The organism is Streptomyces sp. NEAU-sy36 (assembly GCF_013423905.1).
GTDB lineage: Bacteria > Actinomycetota > Actinomycetes > Streptomycetales > Streptomycetaceae > Streptomyces > Streptomyces misionensis.
Genome location: NZ_CP058977.1, coordinates 852,783 through 872,572 on the forward strand (window position 1 = coordinate 852,783; position 19,790 = coordinate 872,572).

General features: G+C 67.8%; 19 protein-coding genes. 8 read left to right on the top strand and 11 right to left on the bottom strand.

Features of this window, described 5'->3' with window-relative positions:
* Positions 1-8: 8 nt before the first annotated feature.
* Both HZZ00_RS03815 and HZZ00_RS03820 read right to left on the bottom strand, forming a co-directional pair.
* On the bottom strand, positions 9-221 hold the full coding sequence (locus HZZ00_RS03815) for a DUF397 domain-containing protein (RefSeq protein WP_180330869.1): 213 nt from the start codon (positions 219-221) through the stop codon (positions 9-11).
* Entirely contained in the window at positions 222-1,067 is an 846-nt protein-coding gene (locus HZZ00_RS03820) for a helix-turn-helix transcriptional regulator (protein WP_180330870.1), read from the bottom strand.
* Between the two features lie 219 nt (positions 1,068-1,286).
* On the opposite strand from HZZ00_RS03820, the gene HZZ00_RS03825 reads away from it, so the two are divergent.
* Positions 1,287-1,913 carry an ATP-binding protein gene (locus tag HZZ00_RS03825; protein ID WP_180330871.1) on the top strand — a complete coding sequence of 209 codons (627 nt, stop codon included), beginning with the start codon at positions 1,287-1,289 and terminating at the stop codon, positions 1,911-1,913.
* Here the strand turns inward: HZZ00_RS03825 and HZZ00_RS03830 are convergent.
* The gene (locus tag HZZ00_RS03830) at positions 1,910-2,659 is read right to left on the bottom strand and encodes an HNH endonuclease (protein WP_180330872.1); all 750 of its coding nucleotides are present in this window, start codon (positions 2,657-2,659) and stop codon (positions 1,910-1,912) included. The genes HZZ00_RS03825 and HZZ00_RS03830 overlap by 4 nt on opposite strands.
* A gap of 161 nt (positions 2,660-2,820) precedes the next feature.
* Between HZZ00_RS03830 and HZZ00_RS03835 the strand changes: the two genes are divergently transcribed.
* Positions 2,821-4,041: a DNA cytosine methyltransferase gene (locus tag HZZ00_RS03835; RefSeq protein WP_180330873.1), complete on the top strand. Its 1,221-nt coding sequence runs from the start codon at positions 2,821-2,823 to the stop codon at positions 4,039-4,041.
* Here the strand turns inward: HZZ00_RS03835 and HZZ00_RS03840 are convergent, their stop codons facing one another.
* Positions 4,042-4,449 carry a very short patch repair endonuclease gene (locus tag HZZ00_RS03840; protein WP_257585913.1) on the bottom strand — a complete coding sequence of 136 codons (408 nt, stop codon included), beginning with the start codon at positions 4,447-4,449 and terminating at the stop codon, positions 4,042-4,044. It abuts the gene before it with no gap.
* 258 nt (positions 4,450-4,707) lie between these two features.
* On the opposite strand from HZZ00_RS03840, the gene HZZ00_RS03845 reads away from it, so the two are divergent.
* On the top strand, positions 4,708-5,439 hold the full coding sequence (locus HZZ00_RS03845; protein WP_180330875.1) for an NgoMIV family type II restriction endonuclease: 732 nt from the start codon (positions 4,708-4,710) through the stop codon (positions 5,437-5,439).
* Between the two features lie 25 nt (positions 5,440-5,464).
* Here the strand turns inward: HZZ00_RS03845 and HZZ00_RS03850 are convergent, their stop codons facing one another.
* The 5 genes from HZZ00_RS03850 to HZZ00_RS03870 all read right to left on the bottom strand — a co-directional run bounded on the left by HZZ00_RS03850 (position 5,465) and on the right by HZZ00_RS03870 (position 13,240).
* The gene (locus tag HZZ00_RS03850) at positions 5,465-6,448 is read right to left on the bottom strand and encodes a NaeI family type II restriction endonuclease (protein ID WP_265537203.1); all 984 of its coding nucleotides are present in this window, start codon (positions 6,446-6,448) and stop codon (positions 5,465-5,467) included.
* Positions 6,449-6,476: 28 nt separating this feature from the next.
* Entirely contained in the window at positions 6,477-9,458 is a 2,982-nt protein-coding gene (locus HZZ00_RS03855) for a Z1 domain-containing protein (protein WP_180330876.1), read from the bottom strand.
* 22 nt (positions 9,459-9,480) lie between these two features.
* A complete protein-coding gene (locus tag HZZ00_RS03860; RefSeq protein ID WP_180330877.1) occupies positions 9,481-11,025 on the bottom strand; it encodes an ATP-binding protein in 1,545 nt (514 codons plus the stop codon).
* 413 nt (positions 11,026-11,438) lie between these two features.
* Positions 11,439-12,197 carry a TIGR03943 family protein gene (locus HZZ00_RS03865; RefSeq protein ID WP_180330878.1) on the bottom strand — a complete coding sequence of 253 codons (759 nt, stop codon included), beginning with the start codon at positions 12,195-12,197 and terminating at the stop codon, positions 11,439-11,441.
* Positions 12,194-13,240: a permease gene (locus HZZ00_RS03870; RefSeq protein ID WP_180330879.1), complete on the bottom strand. Its 1,047-nt coding sequence runs from the start codon at positions 13,238-13,240 to the stop codon at positions 12,194-12,196. Before HZZ00_RS03870 ends, HZZ00_RS03865 begins: the two co-directional genes overlap by 4 nt.
* Positions 13,241-13,413: 173 nt before the next feature.
* Here HZZ00_RS03870 and HZZ00_RS03875 point away from each other — a divergent pair, with 173 nt between their 5' ends.
* Positions 13,414-14,433 carry a hypothetical protein gene (locus HZZ00_RS03875; protein ID WP_180330880.1) on the top strand — a complete coding sequence of 340 codons (1,020 nt, stop codon included), beginning with the start codon at positions 13,414-13,416 and terminating at the stop codon, positions 14,431-14,433.
* 51 nt (positions 14,434-14,484) lie between these two features.
* Here HZZ00_RS03875 and HZZ00_RS03880 read toward each other — a convergent pair whose 3' ends face one another.
* Positions 14,485-15,894 (bottom strand): MFS transporter, encoded by a 1,410-nt coding sequence (locus HZZ00_RS03880; RefSeq protein ID WP_180330881.1) that lies wholly within the window; start codon positions 15,892-15,894, stop codon positions 14,485-14,487.
* Between the two features lie 140 nt (positions 15,895-16,034).
* Between HZZ00_RS03880 and HZZ00_RS03885 the strand changes: the two genes are divergently transcribed.
* The 4 genes from HZZ00_RS03885 to HZZ00_RS03900 all read left to right on the top strand — a co-directional run bounded on the left by HZZ00_RS03885 (position 16,035) and on the right by HZZ00_RS03900 (position 18,766).
* Complete coding sequence (locus tag HZZ00_RS03885; RefSeq protein ID WP_177330012.1) at positions 16,035-16,562, top strand: helix-turn-helix domain-containing protein; 528 nt, start codon at positions 16,035-16,037, stop codon at positions 16,560-16,562.
* A 69-nt stretch (positions 16,563-16,631) separates the two neighbouring features.
* Positions 16,632-16,946, top strand: coding sequence for a DUF6412 domain-containing protein (locus HZZ00_RS03890; RefSeq protein WP_180330882.1), 315 nt, complete (start codon positions 16,632-16,634; stop codon positions 16,944-16,946).
* A gap of 105 nt (positions 16,947-17,051) precedes the next feature.
* Positions 17,052-17,768 carry a membrane protein insertase YidC gene (locus HZZ00_RS03895; protein ID WP_180330883.1) on the top strand — a complete coding sequence of 239 codons (717 nt, stop codon included), beginning with the start codon at positions 17,052-17,054 and terminating at the stop codon, positions 17,766-17,768.
* A gap of 143 nt (positions 17,769-17,911) precedes the next feature.
* A complete protein-coding gene (locus tag HZZ00_RS03900; protein WP_180330884.1) occupies positions 17,912-18,766 on the top strand; it encodes a fumarylacetoacetate hydrolase family protein in 855 nt (284 codons plus the stop codon).
* A 70-nt stretch (positions 18,767-18,836) separates the two neighbouring features.
* Here the strand turns inward: HZZ00_RS03900 and HZZ00_RS03905 are convergent, their stop codons facing one another.
* Positions 18,837-19,712, bottom strand: a complete 876-nt coding sequence (locus HZZ00_RS03905; protein WP_180330885.1) for an LLM class F420-dependent oxidoreductase — start codon at positions 19,710-19,712, stop codon at positions 18,837-18,839.
* Between the last annotated feature and the right edge of the window lie 78 nt (positions 19,713-19,790).

Below are 19,790 nucleotides of genomic sequence, written 5' to 3' on the forward strand. Positions count from 1 at the left end.
GCGAGGGTTCAGTTCCCCAGTTGCCCGTTCCCCACGGCCTCGGAGAACGCCTGCCAGGCCCCGCCGTGGAGAACGAGGATGGGACCGCTGACGTTCTTCGAGTCGCGTACCAGCACACCAGAGGGCACGAACGCGGCCTCCACGCATTCGGTCGCGTTGCCGCCGCTGTACGACGACTTGAACCAGCGGGGCTCCGGTGCAGGCTGAGGGCCGGCGGACATTCACAGCTCCTTGAGGGCGCGGTGGATCAAGGCGGAAGAGGCTTCCATGTCCAACGCTTGTGCCTGGAGGTACTCGAACGCAAGCCTGTACCGGTCAAGTTCCTCGTCCTTCTCCAGGAAGAGTGAGCCCGTGTGGAAGTCGACGTACACGACGTCGAGCACCGGCTCGGGCCCGCCGAAGATGACGAAGCTGCCCAGCGCGGCGGCATGGGCGCCCTTTGAGAACGGCAGCACCTGAAGCGTGACGTGGGGAAGCTCGTTGGCTTCGAGCAGCCGGCCGAGCTGCTCCCTCATGATCTGAGGTGAGCCGACGACACGGCGGACAACGGACTCATCGAGGATCGCCCACAGCCGCGGCGGTTTCGGGCGGGTGAGGATCTCCTGCCGCTTCATGCGGATGCCGACCAACCGGTCGATCTCTTCCTGTGCGAGGGGTACTTCGTTGGCCTTCTGCAGCGCGGTGCTGTAAGCCCGCGTCTGGAGGAGGCCGGGTACGTAGACGCATGAGAAGTGACTCTCACGTACGGCTTCGTCCTCCAGGGTGAGCAGCAGGTTCATGCTCTCCGGGATGGAGTCGGCGAAGGAGTGCCACCAGCCCTGCTGCTTCGCGCCCTTCGCCAGGCTCACCACGGAGTCGCGCTCGGCGTCGCTTGCCCCGTACTCGCGGCACAGTGCCTCAACGATGACCCACTTGACCGGCCCAGCCTGGGTTTCATAGCGGCTGACCGTCGCCTTCGAGACGCCGACAAGCCGCCCTGCCTCCTCAAGGGTCAGGCCCTTGCGGGCGCGCAACTTGCGCATCATCGCACCAAGTTGGCGGCGGCGTGTGGTGGTCCGCTCGGACATTCGGCTCCTTCGCCGTGCGCTGGGGTGATGGCCCGGAGATCCCGATCAGGCTAGGGAGCCGTGAAGCCGCCCCACCACCGGATTCACTCGATCGATTCCCGTGAGAAGTTGCATGGCGAGAGTTCTCATATGCCATGCTCGACCTCAGACCGCTACGCAATGCAGCCGTTCGGATACGGCGGGCGCAGGCATGTGCGTGGCCCGGGAGGGAGGACCGCCATGTCCGACCGTGAAGTCAGGGAGCCCGGACTCCGTTGTGTGCTGCCTTTTGCGGCCACAGCCTCGGAGATGAGGATGCTGCGCAGAGCGGCAGCAAATCAGCTGGGCCGCTGGGGCATGCCTGTGGACACCGAGGAGGTCGCACTTCTGGTCACGGAGCTTGCGACGAATGTCGTCAAGCATGTCGGCGAGGGAGTGACCGCTGCCCTCGTCCTCGAATGGAGAGGCGGAAGGCTGAGGATCGAGATGCACGACGGCAGTCGGACTATGCCGGTCCGGGCATCTCTGTCGTGCACTGAAGAGTGCGGGCGTGGCCTGCATCTCCTGGCAACCCTTGCAGCTGATTGGGGAGCGGCCCCGACTGCGGCCGGTAAGACGGTTTGGTGTGAGGTGGAGCTGGGGGCACAGCAGACATACCGACGACTTGAGCGGGCTGCCTGCGCTCTGGAGGGCTATGCGGGCGGCAAAGTGGATTTCCGGCATACGGTCAACCGCATCAGCCTTGAAGAGGCGGCGATCGAACTGATCGCAGACCTGCTGCACTGGACCGCTTCCCGTGGGCACGACCCGGACGAGATCCTGGACCGTGCCCAGGTCCATTACGAGGCCGAAGCGGGTGCTGCCTAGTGCAACGCCGAATGAGCGGACTTCCCCATCAGTGCGCGAAGGGATGCTGGGGTACGCCAGGTGGCGCCGGGGCGACTCCTGTGGCACATCCTGTGGCAGTTGGCGCAAAGGCAAGCAAGATCGGCGAGTCTGGTCTCTCTTTGGCCGGAGACATGCAAAGGCATGACGTGATGCACTTCGATGTAGCCTTCGCCGAGTTCGCCGTAAGTGCGCGCGAAGTCGAAGTCGCACACCTCGCAACTGAGTGGCCGGCCTTGACGGCGCATCTGGTCGATCTTGAGTCTGCGCAGCCGCGGGTCACGCTCCCGCGCCAGGGCCCGGCGGACGAGCAGACGTCCTTCGATGGCTGTGACCCCCGTCTCGTCGACTTCCTCGGGCTGAGGCGGGATGGTGTGCAGCTCGCCCGAGCTGATGCCGTCCTCGATGGCCTGGGCGGCTTGGAGCATCTCGGCTTCACGGCTGAGGAACGCATCGATCATCAGCAGCGTCGGCCTCCCGCACCGCGTGGCTGCTCCGTTGTACTGCGGGTGGTTTGTTGCAAAATCAGTGGTTTTGCGGCTGACGCTGCCGGGAGACCTGAACCCGGGGAGTGCGAGCGCCTCGGTGCTGTGGATCGGAAGCGAGCGAAGCAGTTCCGACAGCTCGTGCACCTCCGGATCCGTGGTTCGCAGCTCCCGCCATCCGTTCTTCACGACCAGTGCTCCGGCCAGTACAAGTTCGTCTTCCGTCCAAGCAGGCGTCCGCATGCGCAATATCGTATGAGTGTTCGGCGTGACGGAGGGTGCGTTCAGCGAACGGCGGGGCGTGCGGCACACTTGGTGAGGTCTCGTTGTCAGTGGGGTCTGTCACCCTCAGTGATGGTGGATTGCAAGATGTGTCTGCCGCTGCACGGCTGTAAGGAGGGGGCATGACCCACGCGAAGGAAGCTGCGCACGTGAGCGCGGAGTCAACCGGGCCCGAGTTCACATCGATCGAGATCTGTGCTGGCGCCGGCGGGCAGGCCGTTGGTCTTCATCAGGCAGGGTTCAGACACCTGGCTCTGGTCGAGATCGACAGGCATGCTGCTGAAACCCTTGCGCTCAACATCAATGACCATGAGGTCTGGGGCTGGGAGAGGAAGCACTGCGACATCCTGGCGACTGACGTCAAGGAGTTCGACCCCTACAGTGACCTGGTCAAGGGTGCTGATCTGCTGAAGAAGGGCGAACTGGACCTGCTGGCTGGCGGTGTGCCATGCCCTCCGTTCTCTCACGCTGGGAAGCAACTCGGGAAAGCCGACGAGCGCGACCTTTTCCCGCGCATGCTGGATCTGGTCGACGCCCTGAGGCCGCGCGCGGTGATGATCGAGAACGTCCGAGGGATCATGGATCCGAAGTTCTCGGACTACCGCGACTGGATCAAGGCGCGCCTCCAGAGCGGAAAGTACCGAGGAGACGACGGGCAGATCGCTTATGACGAGGGTCTCGGATACACCGTTGCTGAGTGGGGCGTCCTGGAGGCCAGCGATTTCGGAGTGCCGCAGCTTCGGCCGCGGGCCATCCTCGTTGCGTTCCGCAACGATGTCCTCAGGGATCTGAAGTACGAGTGGCCTTCGGCTACACACGAGGACCCGGTCAGCGTCGCTGACAGCCTTGAGGCATCCATGCGGGAGCGATTCGAGCGGTACTTCGAGGGCGTGCACGCACAGACGGCACGCGATGCTTTCGACCGGTGGCTGAAGAAAGCCCGCGATCGTGATGCCGAACTCAAGGGCAAGGGCGGAGGTATCGCACCTACGCTTGTCGGAGGGTCGAAGAAGCATGGTGGAGCTGACCTTGGGCCGAGCCGTGCAAAGGCGGCCTGGAAACTGCTTGGCGTCTCAGGCCTTGGCGTTGCCAACGATATCGAGACGTGCGCAAAGAAGCAGACGGAAACCCGTGATCTTTTCGGGCCCGACGGACCGATGCTCACTGTGCGGCAGGCGGCTATCATCCAGGGCTTCCCGCCCGAATGGGATTTCGCGGGCGGGAAGACTGCACAGTACCGGCAGGTGGGTAATGCCTTTCCGCCGCCGGTAGCGAGGGCTGTCGGTAAGTCGATCATCGATGTCCTGAGGGCTGCCCGGGAACGCGATCAGAAGAAGGGCTGATCAGCTGGCGTTCTGCCCCTTGCTGCGGTTTGCGTTGCGCCGCTTTTCGACCTCGGCGGCGATCTGGGCAGCGCAGTCCTCCGATGGCTCGTGTTCCCAGAACCGGAGCACCGTCCAGCCCGCCTCCTCCAGGCGCTGGTCGGTGTCCCGGTCGCGTGCCATGTTGCGAGCCACTTTGTCCGACCAGTAGCCGGGGTTGGTCCTTGGCGGGACGTAGTGCTCCGGACAGCCGTGCCAGTAGCAACCGTCGATGAAGACAGCCACCTTGGCAGGGCGGAAGACCATGTCCGCGGTCCGGCGAAGTCCGGGCAGCGGCTTGGCTGCGACTCTGTAGCGGAGCCCCTGGGCATGCACGAGCCTCCGGATGAGCCACTCCGGCTTGGTGTCCCGGTTCCGGATGGCCTGCATGTTGCGGCGACGGGCGGCGGATGAGGCCCAAGATCCTTCCGGGGGGATCCAGCTGTCAGTCACGCGTGCTCTCCTACGCGGCGATCAGTAAGCTCTGAGTCCGCACATGTACATGATCTGTGGTGGGGGCACCATATGACAACGCTAGCCGACCGTGGAGAGAACGGATCGGGACGGGACGACCCCTTGGCCGCGGTGCCCTCGTGGCTCCCCCAGCTGTTCGCGTGGAAGCCGGCAACCCCGCGTAGCAGGGCACGTGTGGAGGAAGTCCTCGGGCGGGACACGGCCCCGAATATTGCAGATCTGTCGCAGCGGGCAAGTCTGGGAATCGCTGGACATATATTCGACCGACTTCAGATCGACAAAGTCGTCTCCGACGGTGATGACGATGACGAGAGCTTGGGGAAGCTGCTAGAAATAGGCGTCGAAGGTCATCTTGCTGATTGTTTCAGGGATAGCCAGCGATGTAGCGCGTGGAACGTGCGCAGGAACTCCAAGATTTGGGATTTCTGGCAGTACTCGCATATACGCGAGCTGAGAGAGGCCGCTGACAATTATGCCGATATCAGGGATTTGATCGCAGCCGACTACCTGATTGACCCGGACGTGACCATCGATGTGCCCGGTCGATATGGAAGGGTGTTGCGGGCAGTGGTCTCCTGTAAGTGGACCATTCGTTCTGATCGCGCCCAGAATGTTCGGCATGAGTTCAATTCGCTCATCAGGTCCCGCCGCGGCAGGGCTCCCCATCTTGTTGCCGTTACAGCAGAGCCCCTGCCGAGCAGGCTGAGCGCCCTTACGCAGGGGATGGGTGAAATTGATGCCGTCTATCATGTCGCCTATGAGCTTTTGCGGGAAGCCGTAAGCGAGTACACACCTCTCTCCCCTAGGCGGGGAGAGAAGTCTCAACGTGAACATCTTGATGCCATGATAAAGACTGGACGTCTCAGGGATTATCGGGATCTAGTGGACGACATCCTGGCTGAGTAACCGCTCCCTGGATTGCATAACAAACTCAGCCCGTGTGTGACGGAAGCGCCGGCGCCTTGACGGTGGGATCTTCATCGGAGGCGCATGCCCAGAAACGCCCCTCCAGGAATACGGCTGGGCGGTCTGCTTCCCTCACGGCCACCGGGGTGAGGCGGGTGCTGACAAACTCGCCTTCTCTTGGGGAGGGCAGCTTCAGTTGATCAGCAATACGCTTGTGGCTGTCGTAGTCGCCCATGATGACGATTCCCTCGGGCTGCAGTGCGGACCGGCACCCGCCATTACCGCGAACTCGCTTCATGTAGTCCTTCTGCTGGGCCACAGAACGGATAACGTTGCGTCCGATGCGGCGGTCCCGGACCCGGCGGAAAAGCTCGTTAAGCCGCTGCTGCCCGGACTGGTGACTGAAAACTGCCTTACGATCATCTGCATCCATGTGAAGCAGAATGTTTTCGGGAAGTTCTGCGTCACGCCACAGCCAGTGGATGTTGCTGCGGTGCTCTGCTTTAATTGTCATCTTGAGATCTCGGTTGTTGCCCCGGTTGAGCCACTCCGGACGTATGCGCATCAGCCCGGCACTCCAGCGCGTTCGCTGGTCGTCTGCCCATACCAGGAGACACAGGTGCCCTAGTGCCTCCGGCGGAATCATCCACCCGCCAAAATGCTGGGAGAACTTGCAGTCAACGTCGACGCCTGCGATCCGGTAGTCCATCTCCCGTCCGTCGTCGAACTTGAACTCCCGCTGGAGGTTAATCTCCACCAGAGTGCCTGCGTGGGTTTTCTCGGTTTTGAAAAGGTCGTTCCAGTCGTAGCGGCCAGTGACTTCACCGTTGAGCAGCTGGTCGATGGTATCCCGGAGAACTGTAGCGAAGCGTTCTTCGGACGACTTGTTGGCGGACTTCAGGCCGCGAATATATTCGTAAACTTTTCTGAGCTCGTTATCGCCATCCTGTGCATCCTGGTGCCCGATGTACGCGGCCGCCCTGATGTCATCACATTCAAAAGGAAGCAACTTCTGTCCCGTTGATTTCTCGATCTGATTAGGGCTGGCTGTCAGTGGTGTCGATGATCACAGCATCAGGGCGACTGGAATCCTTGACTCTAAAACGCACAAGCTGACGCTTGGAGTCGATGGCGGCGCGGGGCGGGATCACAGTGAAGGCCATGATTACGTCAGCGCTGTCGGCTGCTCCCGTCGCTGCGGCTGCTCGCACTTCTGCATCCGTGGCTGCTTCGACCACGGGGTACAGCAGCACAACGCCGCGGTGCGGGCCCATGGAGGATGCACCGCCGCCAGACGCATCCTGAGCCTGGTCGGTGATCTGCTGCGCGTAGGCGCGGTGCTCCAGGCCTGAGATACGGCCGAAGGACACCTTGCCGTCCTGGCGGCTGCGGCGGAAGAGGGAGAACGGGCCGTAGCCCATGACGCTCGCCTCTATGCGGTGCCGCTCGGTCCGGTGCGGGGCGATGACAAGCCAGTCGTCGACCCGGCCAAGGCGGCCGTCTAGCTGAGAGAGGTAAGTGAGATGGGGCGCCAGCACATTGCCGCCCTCCCACTTGAGCGAACTCAGGATGCCAAGCAGTTCAGCGTGCGGTACGACAGTGGTCGCAGCCTGAAAGCTTCGCGGCAGCGGTGAAGTGCTGTCGGGCTGAAGACGGCAGGTGCTGCGAGAACCGCTCAGCCGCGCCAGCACGGTCTTCCACTGCGCTGTGTTCTCGCTGGTTGTGCCGGCATCCAGGGGGTAGGCGGCAGGTTCAATGGGTCGGCCTGGCGAGCGAATCTCCACCAGCTCCGCGTTGAACATCTTGTTACGGGCGGAGGGCTTCACCCACGGGAGGTGCTGGGCGACAAGTGGCGGAATCTGCGCGGGTGTCACCTGTGGGCGGCCGTCGACCAGCGGTGCGTAGCGGGCGAGTTCTGCTCGGAACAGCTCCTCGTCAAGGCATATCGCCTCAAAGGCCTCGTACAGATCGACGGTCTTCGTCTTGCCGATCAGTTCCTCGCGGCCGATGTACAGGCGCACCAGGTCCCGGTAGCCGGGGCGGAAGCCGAACCACCGGCCCATCTGCATCAGGGTGTCTGCCTGCCGTGTCGTCCGGCGGTAGTAGGTGACGGTCAGACCCTCGACGGTGAAACCGCGGGACAGCTTGGTCCCGCCCACCAGGATCTTCCAGACGTTGGGAGTGCCATCGAAGTCCAGGTTGAGCTGGGCGAAGTCACGATCAGTGTCGCCGTTGACCACGATGACTGGACCGCCGCCCTGGTTGATCAACTGACGCGCCCGGCTTATGTAGGGGCGCAGCTCTTCATAGGTTGCGGGAGTGGGGAGCCCTTCAGCCTGTGCTGCAGAAACCGGTGCGAAGTCAGAGGCGAACAGCTCCGCAAGCCGCGTGTGCCCCTCCGGGCCGGTGTATCCGGCGTCGTTCCAGAGGGTGGTGAGACGGTCTGCCAGTATGCGATGCTCGTCCATTTTCACCGACTCGTGGACGAGCATGGTGTGGTGCCGGAAAGGACCCTCAGGTACACCCTGCGCGGCTCTGTAAAGCTTGACCGCGCCCGAGAGGACGAAGGAATCCATGGCTTCCTGAAGACGATCTCCCGTGTCTGCCTTGATGCCCCGTACGTGGGCCTTCTCCTTGGAGTTGGCCACCGTCCGCTCGTCCCAGGGGACGAGCGAATCGAGGTCGTGGAAGTCTTCGACGCCCATGTAGCCGGCAGGCCGGGGAAGAGAGATGAGGAAGTCCCGAGGGAAGATGTCCTCGTCATCTCCGGGATCGACAAAGACGTTTGCGAAAGGCGTGGCTGTGTAGCCCACGTACTGGGCGCGCGGAAGCACGCGCAGCAAGTCGGTGATCAGGCCGTTGATGGCAGTGCGGCTGACCTTGCCGGCCGCCCACTTCTTCGGATCGGTGGTGTTGACGGAAGCCTGGTCCGACTCGTCATCGATGATCAGGGCGGGGATCTCGGCAAGGAGCGGCCCGATCTTACGCAGGTCCTTCACCAGGTTGGACAGGACCGTCTTGTTCTTCTTGACGACCATGAGCCGTGCCGCCGCGCGGTGCAGGTTGACCGGGTCGTACAGCGGCCGAGTGCGGTCATGCTTCTCGAATTCCAGGGCCCGGATGCCGTTCAGCAGTTCCCGGTAGTCGTCATTGCGCGTGGTGAGCCGCTCGATGTCGAAGGCACCGAGGGCGGACGGCCTGCCACCGTGAGAGACGAATTTGTCCGGCCAGTCCTCGTCATCCTGGTAGTCGATTCCGATCACGGCGTCCGGGTCGTGCGGGTCGGCACCGCGCAGGATGTTCTCCTGACCGATCAGCTCCATGTCGAGGCGACGCTGGGTCTGGGCCCGGAGAAGGTTCAGGGTGCCGCCAAGGACGATCACCAAGCGGTAACCGGCGTCAATTGCCTTGGCGGTCACTCCAGTGAAGTTCGCCGTCTTACCAGACTGGACGTAGCCGACGACGAGTCCCCGGGCGCCGTACGCGTCCTTCCGGCTCGGGTCCGACAGGCGCTCGACAACACTGTGAGCTGCCTGATCGAGGCTGGCCACTGCGCTGTCGGGCCATCCCTTGCTGCGCAGGAGGCGTTCGTAAGCGTTCCAGTAGAAGGAACGCGTCACCGCACCCTCGCGGGTGTACCAAGGATCGAATTCCTTGCTGATCACGACCGCACCCGGTTCCTTGAACACAGGCACAGCCGAGTCCAGGGCTTTGCACAGGTCTGCGTCGAAGCCGAGTTTCACGTATGCGTCAGCCCGGCGGGCATCACTGCGGGCGGGCGAAGAGGACCATGAGGCGTGCTCATCAAGGTCCCAACTGGTGAGCGTGCGGTGCCAGAGGGCGATGAGTTCATCACCGGGCGAGGCCGCCAGGAGCCGTTCCCGGAAGTGGCTGAAGCCTTCTTCAGAGGAAGTCTGGTCGTCGGCCAGTACAGAGGAGAGCTGTGCAAAGTCTCTGGGGCCGCCGCGTTTCATGGCAGCCAGGACGTCGACATGAAGGTTGAGGAGGTGGTCGCTCATTGCAGTTGTAACCGTCCCGGAGTTAGTCAGCGCTCGTCTCGTATCGGGCCATCTCGCAGCGGGCTGCGGTGATGAGGACGCTGTTCCACAGCGCCATCTCGTCATCGCGCTGTGCGCTGGAGCGTCCCATACGGAAGTTCTTCTCAAGCATCAGATACAGCAGGCCTTTGAGGACCGGGGCGTCGTTAGAGCCAGCACGGCGGTCGCCGTTGAATGCCTGGCGGTACTCCCGGTTGAGGCGCACGACGTGCTCGTCGCGGTCGATGGCGAAGAACAGGTGAGGGGGCAGACTCTCCCAGCGGAAGGTGATGGGGTCTTCCCCGTCCATCTGCGGCAGTTCATCGCGCAGTGTGCGCTTCAGCTTCGGGTCCACACCCTTCCCGGGCGGGATCACCTCCGGCCGTTTGACCTCGGTAGACCGACGGGCTGCTTCGCGGTAAGTGGTCTCAGCGTCGTGCAGGTACGCCGTGAAGCTGCGGCCCGCGGCGTCAGCGGCTTTTTCCAGCCCGCGGGCGAACGCCGGCGTGACGTTCACACCGTCCTTCTTCACTGTGAGACTGAATACCTCGTTCTCGGTGACGGGCAGGTCAATCGCTATGCGAGCCAGGCTGTGGTGAGACTCGGCGCTCCGGGTGCCGTTCCAGCCGCCGGCCTGGACGAGGCGGTTGTGACGGTAGATGTAGAACCCCTGCCGCTCTGCGAGCGGACCGATGCCACGGAACGCGACCAGCGGTGACTTGGGCGGCCAGACATGCGCCGTCATCGTCATGTCGCCTACGCCCTCGATGGGCGCCGTGTAGGTCCGTGGGTAACCCGATCGGCCAGAGACCCGGTACCCGAACGGATCGATTGGTTCGATACCCCGGTGGTCGAGTTCTTCGCGGGTGTTTACGTCTTCTACGACGATGTCGATGTGGAAGTCGTCCTGGGAGAGGAAGCGGTGCAGGTACAAGCCCAGGTGTGTTTCGAGCTTTTCGATCGCCTCGTTGAGGAAGCGGTCAGCCTGTCCGGATGTCACTGTGTCGAAGGCGCGGACGCCGTCCCAGCGCACTATCGTGCCGTGCCACTCAATGATCCCGTCGTACCGGTCGACCAAATCCTGGCAGTAGCGGGCATCGACGATGTCACAGCTGAAGTCCGCCTCGGCAGCTGACGTTCGCCAGCGGCGGCCTGCTGAAGGGCTCCGTCGCGTGCGGCTGATGACTGTCAGGGCGTCAGCGTGCGAGAGGGAGGCTGCTTTCAGACCGGCACCGAAGTGGCCCAGAGCAGAGGCTGCATAGGAGGCCTGGCCACCCACTGTCATAGCGACATCGAGCCCGGCCTCGTCCATGCCATGACCATCGTCGATGACGAGCAGGCTCAGAAGCCGGTTGGCGTCGCGCAGGAAGCTCACGACGACTTTGCTTGCCCCGGCGTCGATGGAGTTGTCGATGAGGTCGGCGATGGCCGCCTCGAAGCCGTAGCCCTGATGAGTGAGGGACTGGACGTATCGCGCGGCTGGCGGTAGCCGCTTGCTGCCGTTGGTGGGAACTTCGTACTGCCAGTCAGCAGAAGGCTCGTAAGGCATGGGCGGTGACGACTCCTGGACACACGCAGACGGAGCCTGCGTGGGGGAGTGTGGCCCGTCATCCGGTAAACGCTAAGTAGGCAAGACGGTACTGCACGGGTCGGGTAATTAGCCCAGCAGTACGGGGACTTAGCTCGGACATTCTGTCCGTGGATGACACTCGGTCAGTGTTTGACTGAAATGTCGGAGACTGTGGCTGTAAAGGCCAACCGGGTCGGCGGTGGCAGAGCGGAGCTTGCGTTGCCACCCGGGCCACTGGCGGTATGCCGAGCAGACGGCGGCGGCACTGGAGCGCCAGTGGGGAGCGGGCTGGGGCGGTGGGCGGATGCGGCGGGCTGCGACGGTGGCCCGCGTCGTCGGGCACAGGCACCGGCGCAGGCGCCCCGGCGGCGTCGCCAGAGCGGTCACGGGATTCAGGAACCGCCCGCCCGCGTGGTGGGCAACGGAAGGGCGTCCTGGTAGCCGTTGACCGGCCGGGGCACCTTCGTGACCGTACGGGCGTCCAGCGCGACCTGCGCCGAGCCGGTGCCCAGGGTGCCCGCGGGGTGCCAGCTCCCGGTGACCGACACCCACGTGTCGGCGGCGAGCACGGGCCCGCCGTAGATCCGCACCTTGACCGACTGGGCGTCCGCGGCGCAGCAGTTGATGATGATGCGGGTCAGGTCCCAGCCGTCCTTCCCGTGCGGCGTGACGATCCCGGTCATCGTGACGGTGCGCCCCTCGATGGCCCGCGAACGGTCCTGCCGTACCCGGCTGGTGAAGTCGGACAGGGTCATCGGCAGCGGCGAGGTGGCGGGCAACGGGGCGAAGGCGCCCTGGCGGGCGACGGGCTTGGCCGGCTGCCGGGCTGCGGTGTAGGCGCCGAGGGCGGGCGGCGCGTAGCAGAGCAGGCTGAGCGCGGGCAGCAGCAACAGCCAGGCGACGCGCGGCATACCGGAGTGGTCGTGTCCGTGCTCGTGCTCGTGTCCGTGTTCCTCGGAGTCCCGTCGCCGCCCCTTCCGGTCGAGGACGGCGCCGGCGACCCCGAGCAGGACCAGCACCACGCCCGAGGCGATGAGCAGGGGCCGCATGCTCTCCTTGACGTAGCGCAGGCACAGGTCGGTGACGAGGGAGACGCGCAGCAGCCCGAGCCCGCACAGCACGAGCAGCCCCGCCTGGAACGACCGTTTCACAGGAGCGCCCCTCCGATCAGCGCGCTGCACACGACGGCGACCACGAGGGTGGCCGCGCAGAACCGCACGGCGAACGCCCGCCCGAAGGTCCCCGCCTGCAAGGCGATCAGCTTCAGGTCGACCATGGGACCCACCACCATGAACGCCAGCCGCGCGACCGGCGGGAACCCGGTGAGCGAGGCGGCGAGGAAGGCGTCCGCCTCCGAGCAGACGGCGAGCAGCACGGCGAGGGCGGCCAGGAAGAGCACGGACAGCCAGGGCGTCCCGGCGAAGGTGTCGAGCACGGAGCGCGGGACGGCGACGTTGAAGGTGGCCGCCGCCATCGCGCCGAGCACGAGGAACCCGCCGGCGTGCAGGAAGTCGTGCTGGAAGCCGAGCCGGAACTCGTTCCAGCGGCTGTGGCCCGTCTGGTGCCCGGTGTGCCGTACGGCCGGCCGCAGCCACTCGCTCCGCCCGAACCGAAGCCACAGCCAGCCCATGACGACGGCGGTGGCGAGCGAGGCCAGCAGCCGGGCCAGCACCATGGCCGGGTCGCCGGGGAAGGCGATCGCGGTGGCGGTGAGCACGACCGGGTTGACGGCCGGCGCGGACAGCAGGAACGCGAACGCCGCGGCCGGGGTGACCCCGCGCCCGATGAGGCTGTTGGCGACGGGCACCGAGGCGCACTCGCAGCCCGGCAGCACGACCCCCGCCACCCCCGCCACCGGTACGGCGAGCACGGGCCGCCGCGGCAGCATCCGCCGGAACAGCCGCTCGGGCACGAAGGCGTTGATCGCCCCGGACAGGGCCGTGCCCAGCAGCAGGAACGGCAGCGCCTGCACGGTGACCGCCAGACACACGGTCCGCCACGCCTGCACCGCCGGGGCGTCGCCCCACCGCCCGACGAGGAAGAGCAGGGTCCCGGGCACGACGGCGGCGCCGACGAGCAGCAACGGCCAGAACCGGGGCGGTGCGCTCGCGGCCGTCGCCTCTCCCGCCGTCCCCTCATCCGCCGCTGCCGGACCGTCCTGATCGGCCTGGACCAGCTCCCCCGTCAACCGCATCCCGACCCCACGTCCAGATGTCCACACGGACGGGTGTCCATGCGGATGTCGCTGTCGGCACCGAAGATAGCGACCGCTCCTGTGCACGGGTGCCGCGCACCCTGGTACCGCTCACGGGTGCCTGCCCCCACCGTGCCTCACGTTTGTCGGCGCCCGGCAGTACGGTGTCCCCCATGCGCCCCGACACGCCTGCCGAGAACGTCGACCACACCGCCGAAGCGGCACGCCTGGAGCGGACCGCCGGCCTGTACCCGGAGGACGCCGAGGCCCTGCTCCTGCGGGCGGCGGCCCACCTGGAGCTGTCCGGCGACCGCCCCGCGGCCACCACCCTCTACGACCGCCTGCTGTCCACCCCCGGCATCCTGGAGAACCCGTCCCTGGTGCGGGCCCTGAAGGCGGCCAACCTCTGGGAGTACGGCCACGAGGCGGAGGCCAGGGCGATCATCGAGGGCATCCGCGCCACGGCCCCGCGCGACCCCGGCCCGTGGCTGATCGTCGCGGAGTCCCTGGAGTCCCACGACGAGCTGGAGGCGGCGGAGGACACCTTCACGGAGGCGGCGCGGCTCCTCCTGCCCGACACCCAGGAGATCCCGCTCCCCCTGCACCCCCTCCTCTACGGCCGCCACCGCGTCCGCCGCATGCGGGGCCTGCCGCACGACGACTGGGACACCCTCGCCGACACCCTGCACACCGGTCCGGTCACCCTGGACGAACTGCACGACCCGAAACGCGTCTGGTCCCTGGGCTCCGACAACCCCGCCGAGCTCCAGGCCGAGATCTCCCGCCTCCGCGCCGAACTGGGCACCTACCGCGAGGCCCTCTCCCGCCCCTTCCCGGTCGCCGTCCTGCACTGGCCGGCCCCGGAACTGGCGGAACTCCTCTCGGCCTACCCCGCCCTCGCCACGGAGTACCCGTCCCATGAGGCCCACCTCGCGACCATAGAGTCCTCCCTGCGCGAACTCTCCACCTCCGGCACGGCCAACCTCGGCATCGTCACCGGCACCGTCCCCTCCTACGAAGCCTTCGCCGCCTCCGAATCCACCTCCCCGGACGACCCGACCCTGCTCCCCCAGTACGCCACGACCCTGGCCTCCAGGGGCCGCGCGGTGGCCTGGCCGCCGGGGGTGGGGGCGGGGTGTTGGTGCGGGTCGGAGGAGGCGTATGAGGGGTGTCACGGCAGCCTGGCCGTCTGATACCAGGCATGAGTACTGCGGGCGCCTGGGGCATGCTGCACCCGGTGGTCTTTACCGGCGCTCCCGCACCACCATCACCCCCACCGCCCCCGCCAGCGCCAGTCCCGCCGACACCACCAGGGCGAGGTCCGTGCCGTGGGCGAGGTCGCCGCCCGAGGTGGCGAGGGCGATGGTGAGGGCGACGCCGGCGCTGGAGCCGATGTAGCGCAGGGTCTGCTGGGCGCCGGAGCCCATGGCGGCGCGTTCGCGCGGGACGGAGTCGACGGCGAGCAGCGGCAGGGCGCCGTTGAGCAGGCCGCTGCCGACGCCGCCGATGGCCAGGCCGGGCAGCAGCCGGGTCCAGGAGTCCGCGCCGACGGCCCCGAGCATCGTCAGGACGGCGACCATGTGCAGGGCGAAGCCCAGGGCCAGTTGCGCGCGCGGCGGTATCCGGCCGGGCAGCCGCTTGACCTGGAGGGCGACGGCGAAGCTCAGTCCGGACCAGAGCAGCAGCAGGCCGGCCGTGGCGAGGGGGGACAGGTGCATGGCCTGCTGCACCACGGCGGGCAGGTAGCTGAAGGGGGCGATCACGGCGAGGCCGGTGAACAGGCCGCCCGCGGAGGAGGACAGGAAGCGGGGGCGGCGCAGCAGGCCGAGGTCGATCATCGGGGTGCCGGAGCGGCGCTCCACCGCGACGAACGCGCCGACCAGCAGCACCGCCGCCGCGAGCAGCAGGCCCACCGGGGCCCGCAGCCAGCCGTCCCGGCCCAGGGTCAGGGCCGCGATCAGAGCGGTCAGGGCGGTGCCGAAGGTGAGGGCGCCGAGGATGTCGGGGCGGCCGCCGCGGGGCGCGCGGGACTCGGTGAGGGCGAGGGTGCCGAGTGCGGCCAGGAGCAGGGCGAGGGCGCCGAGGACGCCGTAGCCGACGCGCCAGTTCGGCAGGGACGCGGCGACCAGGGGGCCGGCCGCGATGCCGCCGCTGACGAAGGCGCCCCAGACGCCGGTCGCGTGCAGTCGGCCGCGTGGGCTCGGGAAGGCGTGCACGATCAGGCCGAGGCCGCTGGCCAGCAGGGCCGCGCTCGCGGCGCCCTGGGCGATGCGGGCCAGGGTGAACTGCCAGGTGGACGTGGTCAGCGCGCCGAGGGCGGTGGTGAGGCCCAGGGCCAGGGTGCCGCTGAGGAAGATCCGGCGGCGGCCGTAGTCGTCGGCGAGGCTGCCGGCCACCAGGAGCAGGGCGGCGAGGCCGAGCGGGGTGCCGTTCAGGAGCCAGGCCTGGGCGGAGAGCGAGGTGTGCAGGGCGGCCGCCGTCTGCGGCAGCGTGACCATCGGGGCGGTGTAGTTCATCAGGGTCACGGCGGTCGCCGCGCTGGTGAGGGCGAGGGTGGCGCGGGGGCGGACGGGGGTGTCCGGGCCGTCGTGCGCACCTCCTCCCGCGCGCGCCGTACGCGCCTGCCGTACGGCGGTGGAATCGAGCCCGGTCATGGCAAGTCCTGTCCCGCCCCGGCCCGCGCTGCCGGACCGAAGGGCATCAGTTCGTTCATTGAACCTTGCTGTCCCGGTCACCGTAACACGATCGGTTCGATGACTGAACCAACCGGCGGGAAGTCGCTACAGTGGGGGACATGGCACTGGGCAAGGACTACGCGACACAGGAGTGCTCGATCGCCCGCGCGCTCGAAGTCGTCGGCGAGCGCTGGACGCTGCTCGTCGTCCGGGACGCGCTCTACGGCGTGCGGCGCTACAACGACTTCCTGGTCCACCTCGGCATCCCGCGCGCCGTCCTGGCCGCCCGGCTGCAGACGCTGACCGCCGAGGGCATCCTCGAAAAGCGCCGCTACCAGCAGTCGCCGCCCCGGGACGAGTACGTCGTCACCGAGCGCGGCATCGCCCTGTGGCCCACCCTGCGCTCGCTGGGCAACTGGGGCCGCGAGCAGTTCGACGGGGCCCGGCTGCGCTACTTCCGGCACGCCGCGTGCGGCACCGAGATCGGGCCGTACGGCGAATGCGCCCTGTGCGGAACCATCGTGCCGGTCGCGGACGTTGTCATGGAGCCGGGCCCCGGGCTCGATCCGGACCCGGCGGACCCGGTCAGCCGCGCCCTGCTGAAGCCCAAGCGGCTGCTGGAACCGCTGGAGACCGAACAGGCGTAACCGAGCAGGCATAATCGACGCACAGGCACGATCGGCGGGATGAGACGCCGGCCAGGGGAGGGGGAAGCGATGAGCCGCGAGCGCAGCCGTGCCGTCGCGTTCCTGCTGGCCCCCCTGTTCCTGCTGCTCTCCCTCGCCCTCCTCGACACCGGCGGCCTCACCACCGCCGTCGCCCTCGCCGCGACCGCCGCCGCCGGTTCCGCGCTCGCCCTGTGCAGCCACCTGGCCGCCCGCTCCGTGCCCGCCGTGCCGCCCACCCGGGTGCGCACCGCGATACGCGACCGGGCCCGGCGCACGGCCTTCCTGCCCCAGCGCGACCCCGACGCCCCCGGCCGACGCCGGCCCAGGGCGCCCGGACGGACCCTTCCGGCGACCGCCGCGTAGGGCACACCGGGCACGCACCACAGCCCCTCCGTGACCCCGCGCGGGTCGTCCTGCCGAACCCTCACTTCGCATTCCGGCACGACGAGACCCCCGGAGGGCTCACCCATGTCCGTCTTCTCCGTGTTCGCGCACCTGGTCGAGCGGCTCGCCGACCTGCTCGCGCCGCTCTGCCACGCCTCCGCGACCGCCGCCGCGATCGTCCTGTTCACCGCGCTCGTACGCCTGCTCGTCCACCCCCTCTCCCGCGCCGCCGCCCGCGGCCAGCGGGCCCGCGCCGCGCTCCAGCCGAGGATCGCCGAGCTGCGCCGACGGCACGCCAAGGACCCGGAGCGGCTGCGGCAGGCGGTGCTGGAGCTGCACACCGAGGAAAAGGTCTCGCCGCTGTCCGGCATCCTGCCCGGCCTGCTCCAGCTCCCCGCCTTCTTCCTGCTCTACCACCTGTTCTCCGGCGCCGGCGGCGCGGGCGGCGAGCTGCTCGCCCACCGGCTGTTCGCGGCGCCGCTCGGCGGCCGGTGGGCCGACGCGCTCGCCGGGGGCGGGCTGTTCGGCGGGGCCGGGATGGTCTACCTCGGGCTCTTCGCGCTGGTCGCCGCGGTCGCCACCTTCAACTACCTGCGCACCAGGCGGCAGATGGCGCAGAACCCGGTCATGGCCGCCGCCGGCGGCGAGGAGGTGCCGGGGCTCGGCGCGGTCGGCAAGGTGATGCCGTTCCTGTCCTTCCTCACCCTGGTCACCGTGGCCGTCGTACCGCTCGCCGCCGCGCTGTACGTCGTCACCAGTACGACCTGGAGCGCGGTGGAGCGGGCCGCGCTGTACCGCTAGCGGCGCCCGCGGGCGGCGCTCGGGCACGGTCCACTCCCTGAACAGGGTCTTGCGGGCCGGGCGGGGGACTTGGAGGATCGTCCGGTCCTCCGATGGCTGCACCCGTCGGCCGGGCGCCTCCGCGATCGAAGGAGATGGTGACCATGAAGCTGCTGCGAGTCGGTACGGCGGGGGCGGAACGCCCGGCGCTGCTCGACGACGGCGGGACCCTGCGTGACCTGTCCGCACTCGTGGACGACATCGACGGCGCGCTCCTCGCCGACGAGTCCGCGCTGGCCCGGGTGCGGGCGGCGGCCGGCTCCGGTGAGCTGCCCGCGCTGGACCCGGGGCTGCGGATCGGGCCCCCGCTCGGCCGCATCGGCAAGATCGTGTGCATCGGGCTCAACTACCACGACCACGCCCGGGAGACCGGTGCCGAGCCGCCCGCGGAGCCGGTCGTCTTCCTCAAGGCGCCGGACACCGTCGTCGGCCCGGACGACACCGTGCTCGTGCCGCGCGGCTCCGCCAAGACCGACTGGGAGGTGGAGCTGGCGGTCGTCATCGGGCGCACGGCCCGTCATCTGGAGTCGGCCGAGGAAGGGCTCGCGCACGTCGCCGGGTACGCCGTCGCGCACGACGTCTCCGAGCGGGAGTTCCAGATGGAGCGCGGCGGGACCTGGGACAAGGGCAAGAACTGCGAGACGTTCAACCCGCTGGGCCCGTGGCTGGTGACGGCCGACGAGGTGCCGGACCCGCAGCGGCTGGCGCTGAGGCTGTGGGTCAACGGGGAGCTGAAGCAGGACGGTACGACGGCGGAGCAGATCTTCCCGGTGGGGGAGGTGGTGCGGTACGTGAGCCGGTTCATGACGCTGTACCCCGGTGACGTGATCAACACCGGGACGCCCGCGGGGGTGGCGATGGGGCGGCCCGAGCCGAAGCCGTATCTGAGGGCCGGGGACGTGGTCGAGCTGGAGGTCGAGGGGCTCGGCCGGCAGCGGCAGGTGCTGAAGGACGCGTAGCCCCCGTCGTCGGGCCGGAGTCCGGGGAACCGCGGCGCGCGGTTCCCCGTGGGCCCGGCGGGCCGATGCGTCAGCCGAGCAGCGCGGCGAGGCGGCGCCATTCCTCCCTCGGCAGGGTGCTGCCGGTGGTCTCGGTGACCACCTGGAGGGCCACGTGGTCGGCGCCCGCCTCGTGGAAGGCGTCGACGCGCTCGCGGACGCGGGTGTCGTCGCCCCAGGCGAAGACCGCGTCGATGAGCTGGTCGCTGCCGCCGTCGGCCACGTCGGCCTCGGCGAAGCCCAGGCGCAGGAAGTTGTTGGTGTAGTTGGGGAGTTCGAGGTACCGCGAGAGGTAGGCGCGCGCGATCGCGCGGGCACGGTCCGGGTCCGCTTCCAGGACGACCTTCAACTCCGGCGCAAGCAGCGGCTGTTCGCCGAGGATCTCGCGGGCCTTGGCGGTGTGCTCGGGGGTGACCAGGTAGGGGATGGCGCCGGCCGCCCGGTCGCCGGACAGCTTCAGCATCTTGGGGCCGAGGGCGGCCAGCACGCGCCGGTCGGCGGGCAGGCCCGCCTTGTCCAGCTCGTCCAGGTAGCCGACCATCGTGGCGTACGGCCGCTGGTAGCCCTCCACCCTGGGGCCGTGGCTCACCCCGAGGCCCAGCACGAAGCGGCCGGGGTGGGCCGACTCCAGCTCGGCGAAGTCGGCGGCGGTCTCGGCGGCCTCCCGCTGCCAGACGCTCTGGATGCTGGTGCCGACGGTGATCCGGCCGGTCGCCCCGATGAGCGGGGCGGCGTTCGCGGCGGTGCTGTTGCCGCCCAGCCAGATGGCGCCGTAGCCGAGTTCCTCCAGCTCGGCGGCGGCCTCGGCCTGTTCGGTGCGGCGGTCGGGCTCCTCCGCGCGCAGCGCGACGTCCCAGACGCCGTACCGGCCGACGTGCTGCTTCAGCGGGCCTGTGGTGTCACTCATGCGGGCGATCCCTCCGGGTGGTGGGGCTGTGCTGTGATCATCACTTCCCACTGCCAACCGGAGGGCGCCTCCGCTGAT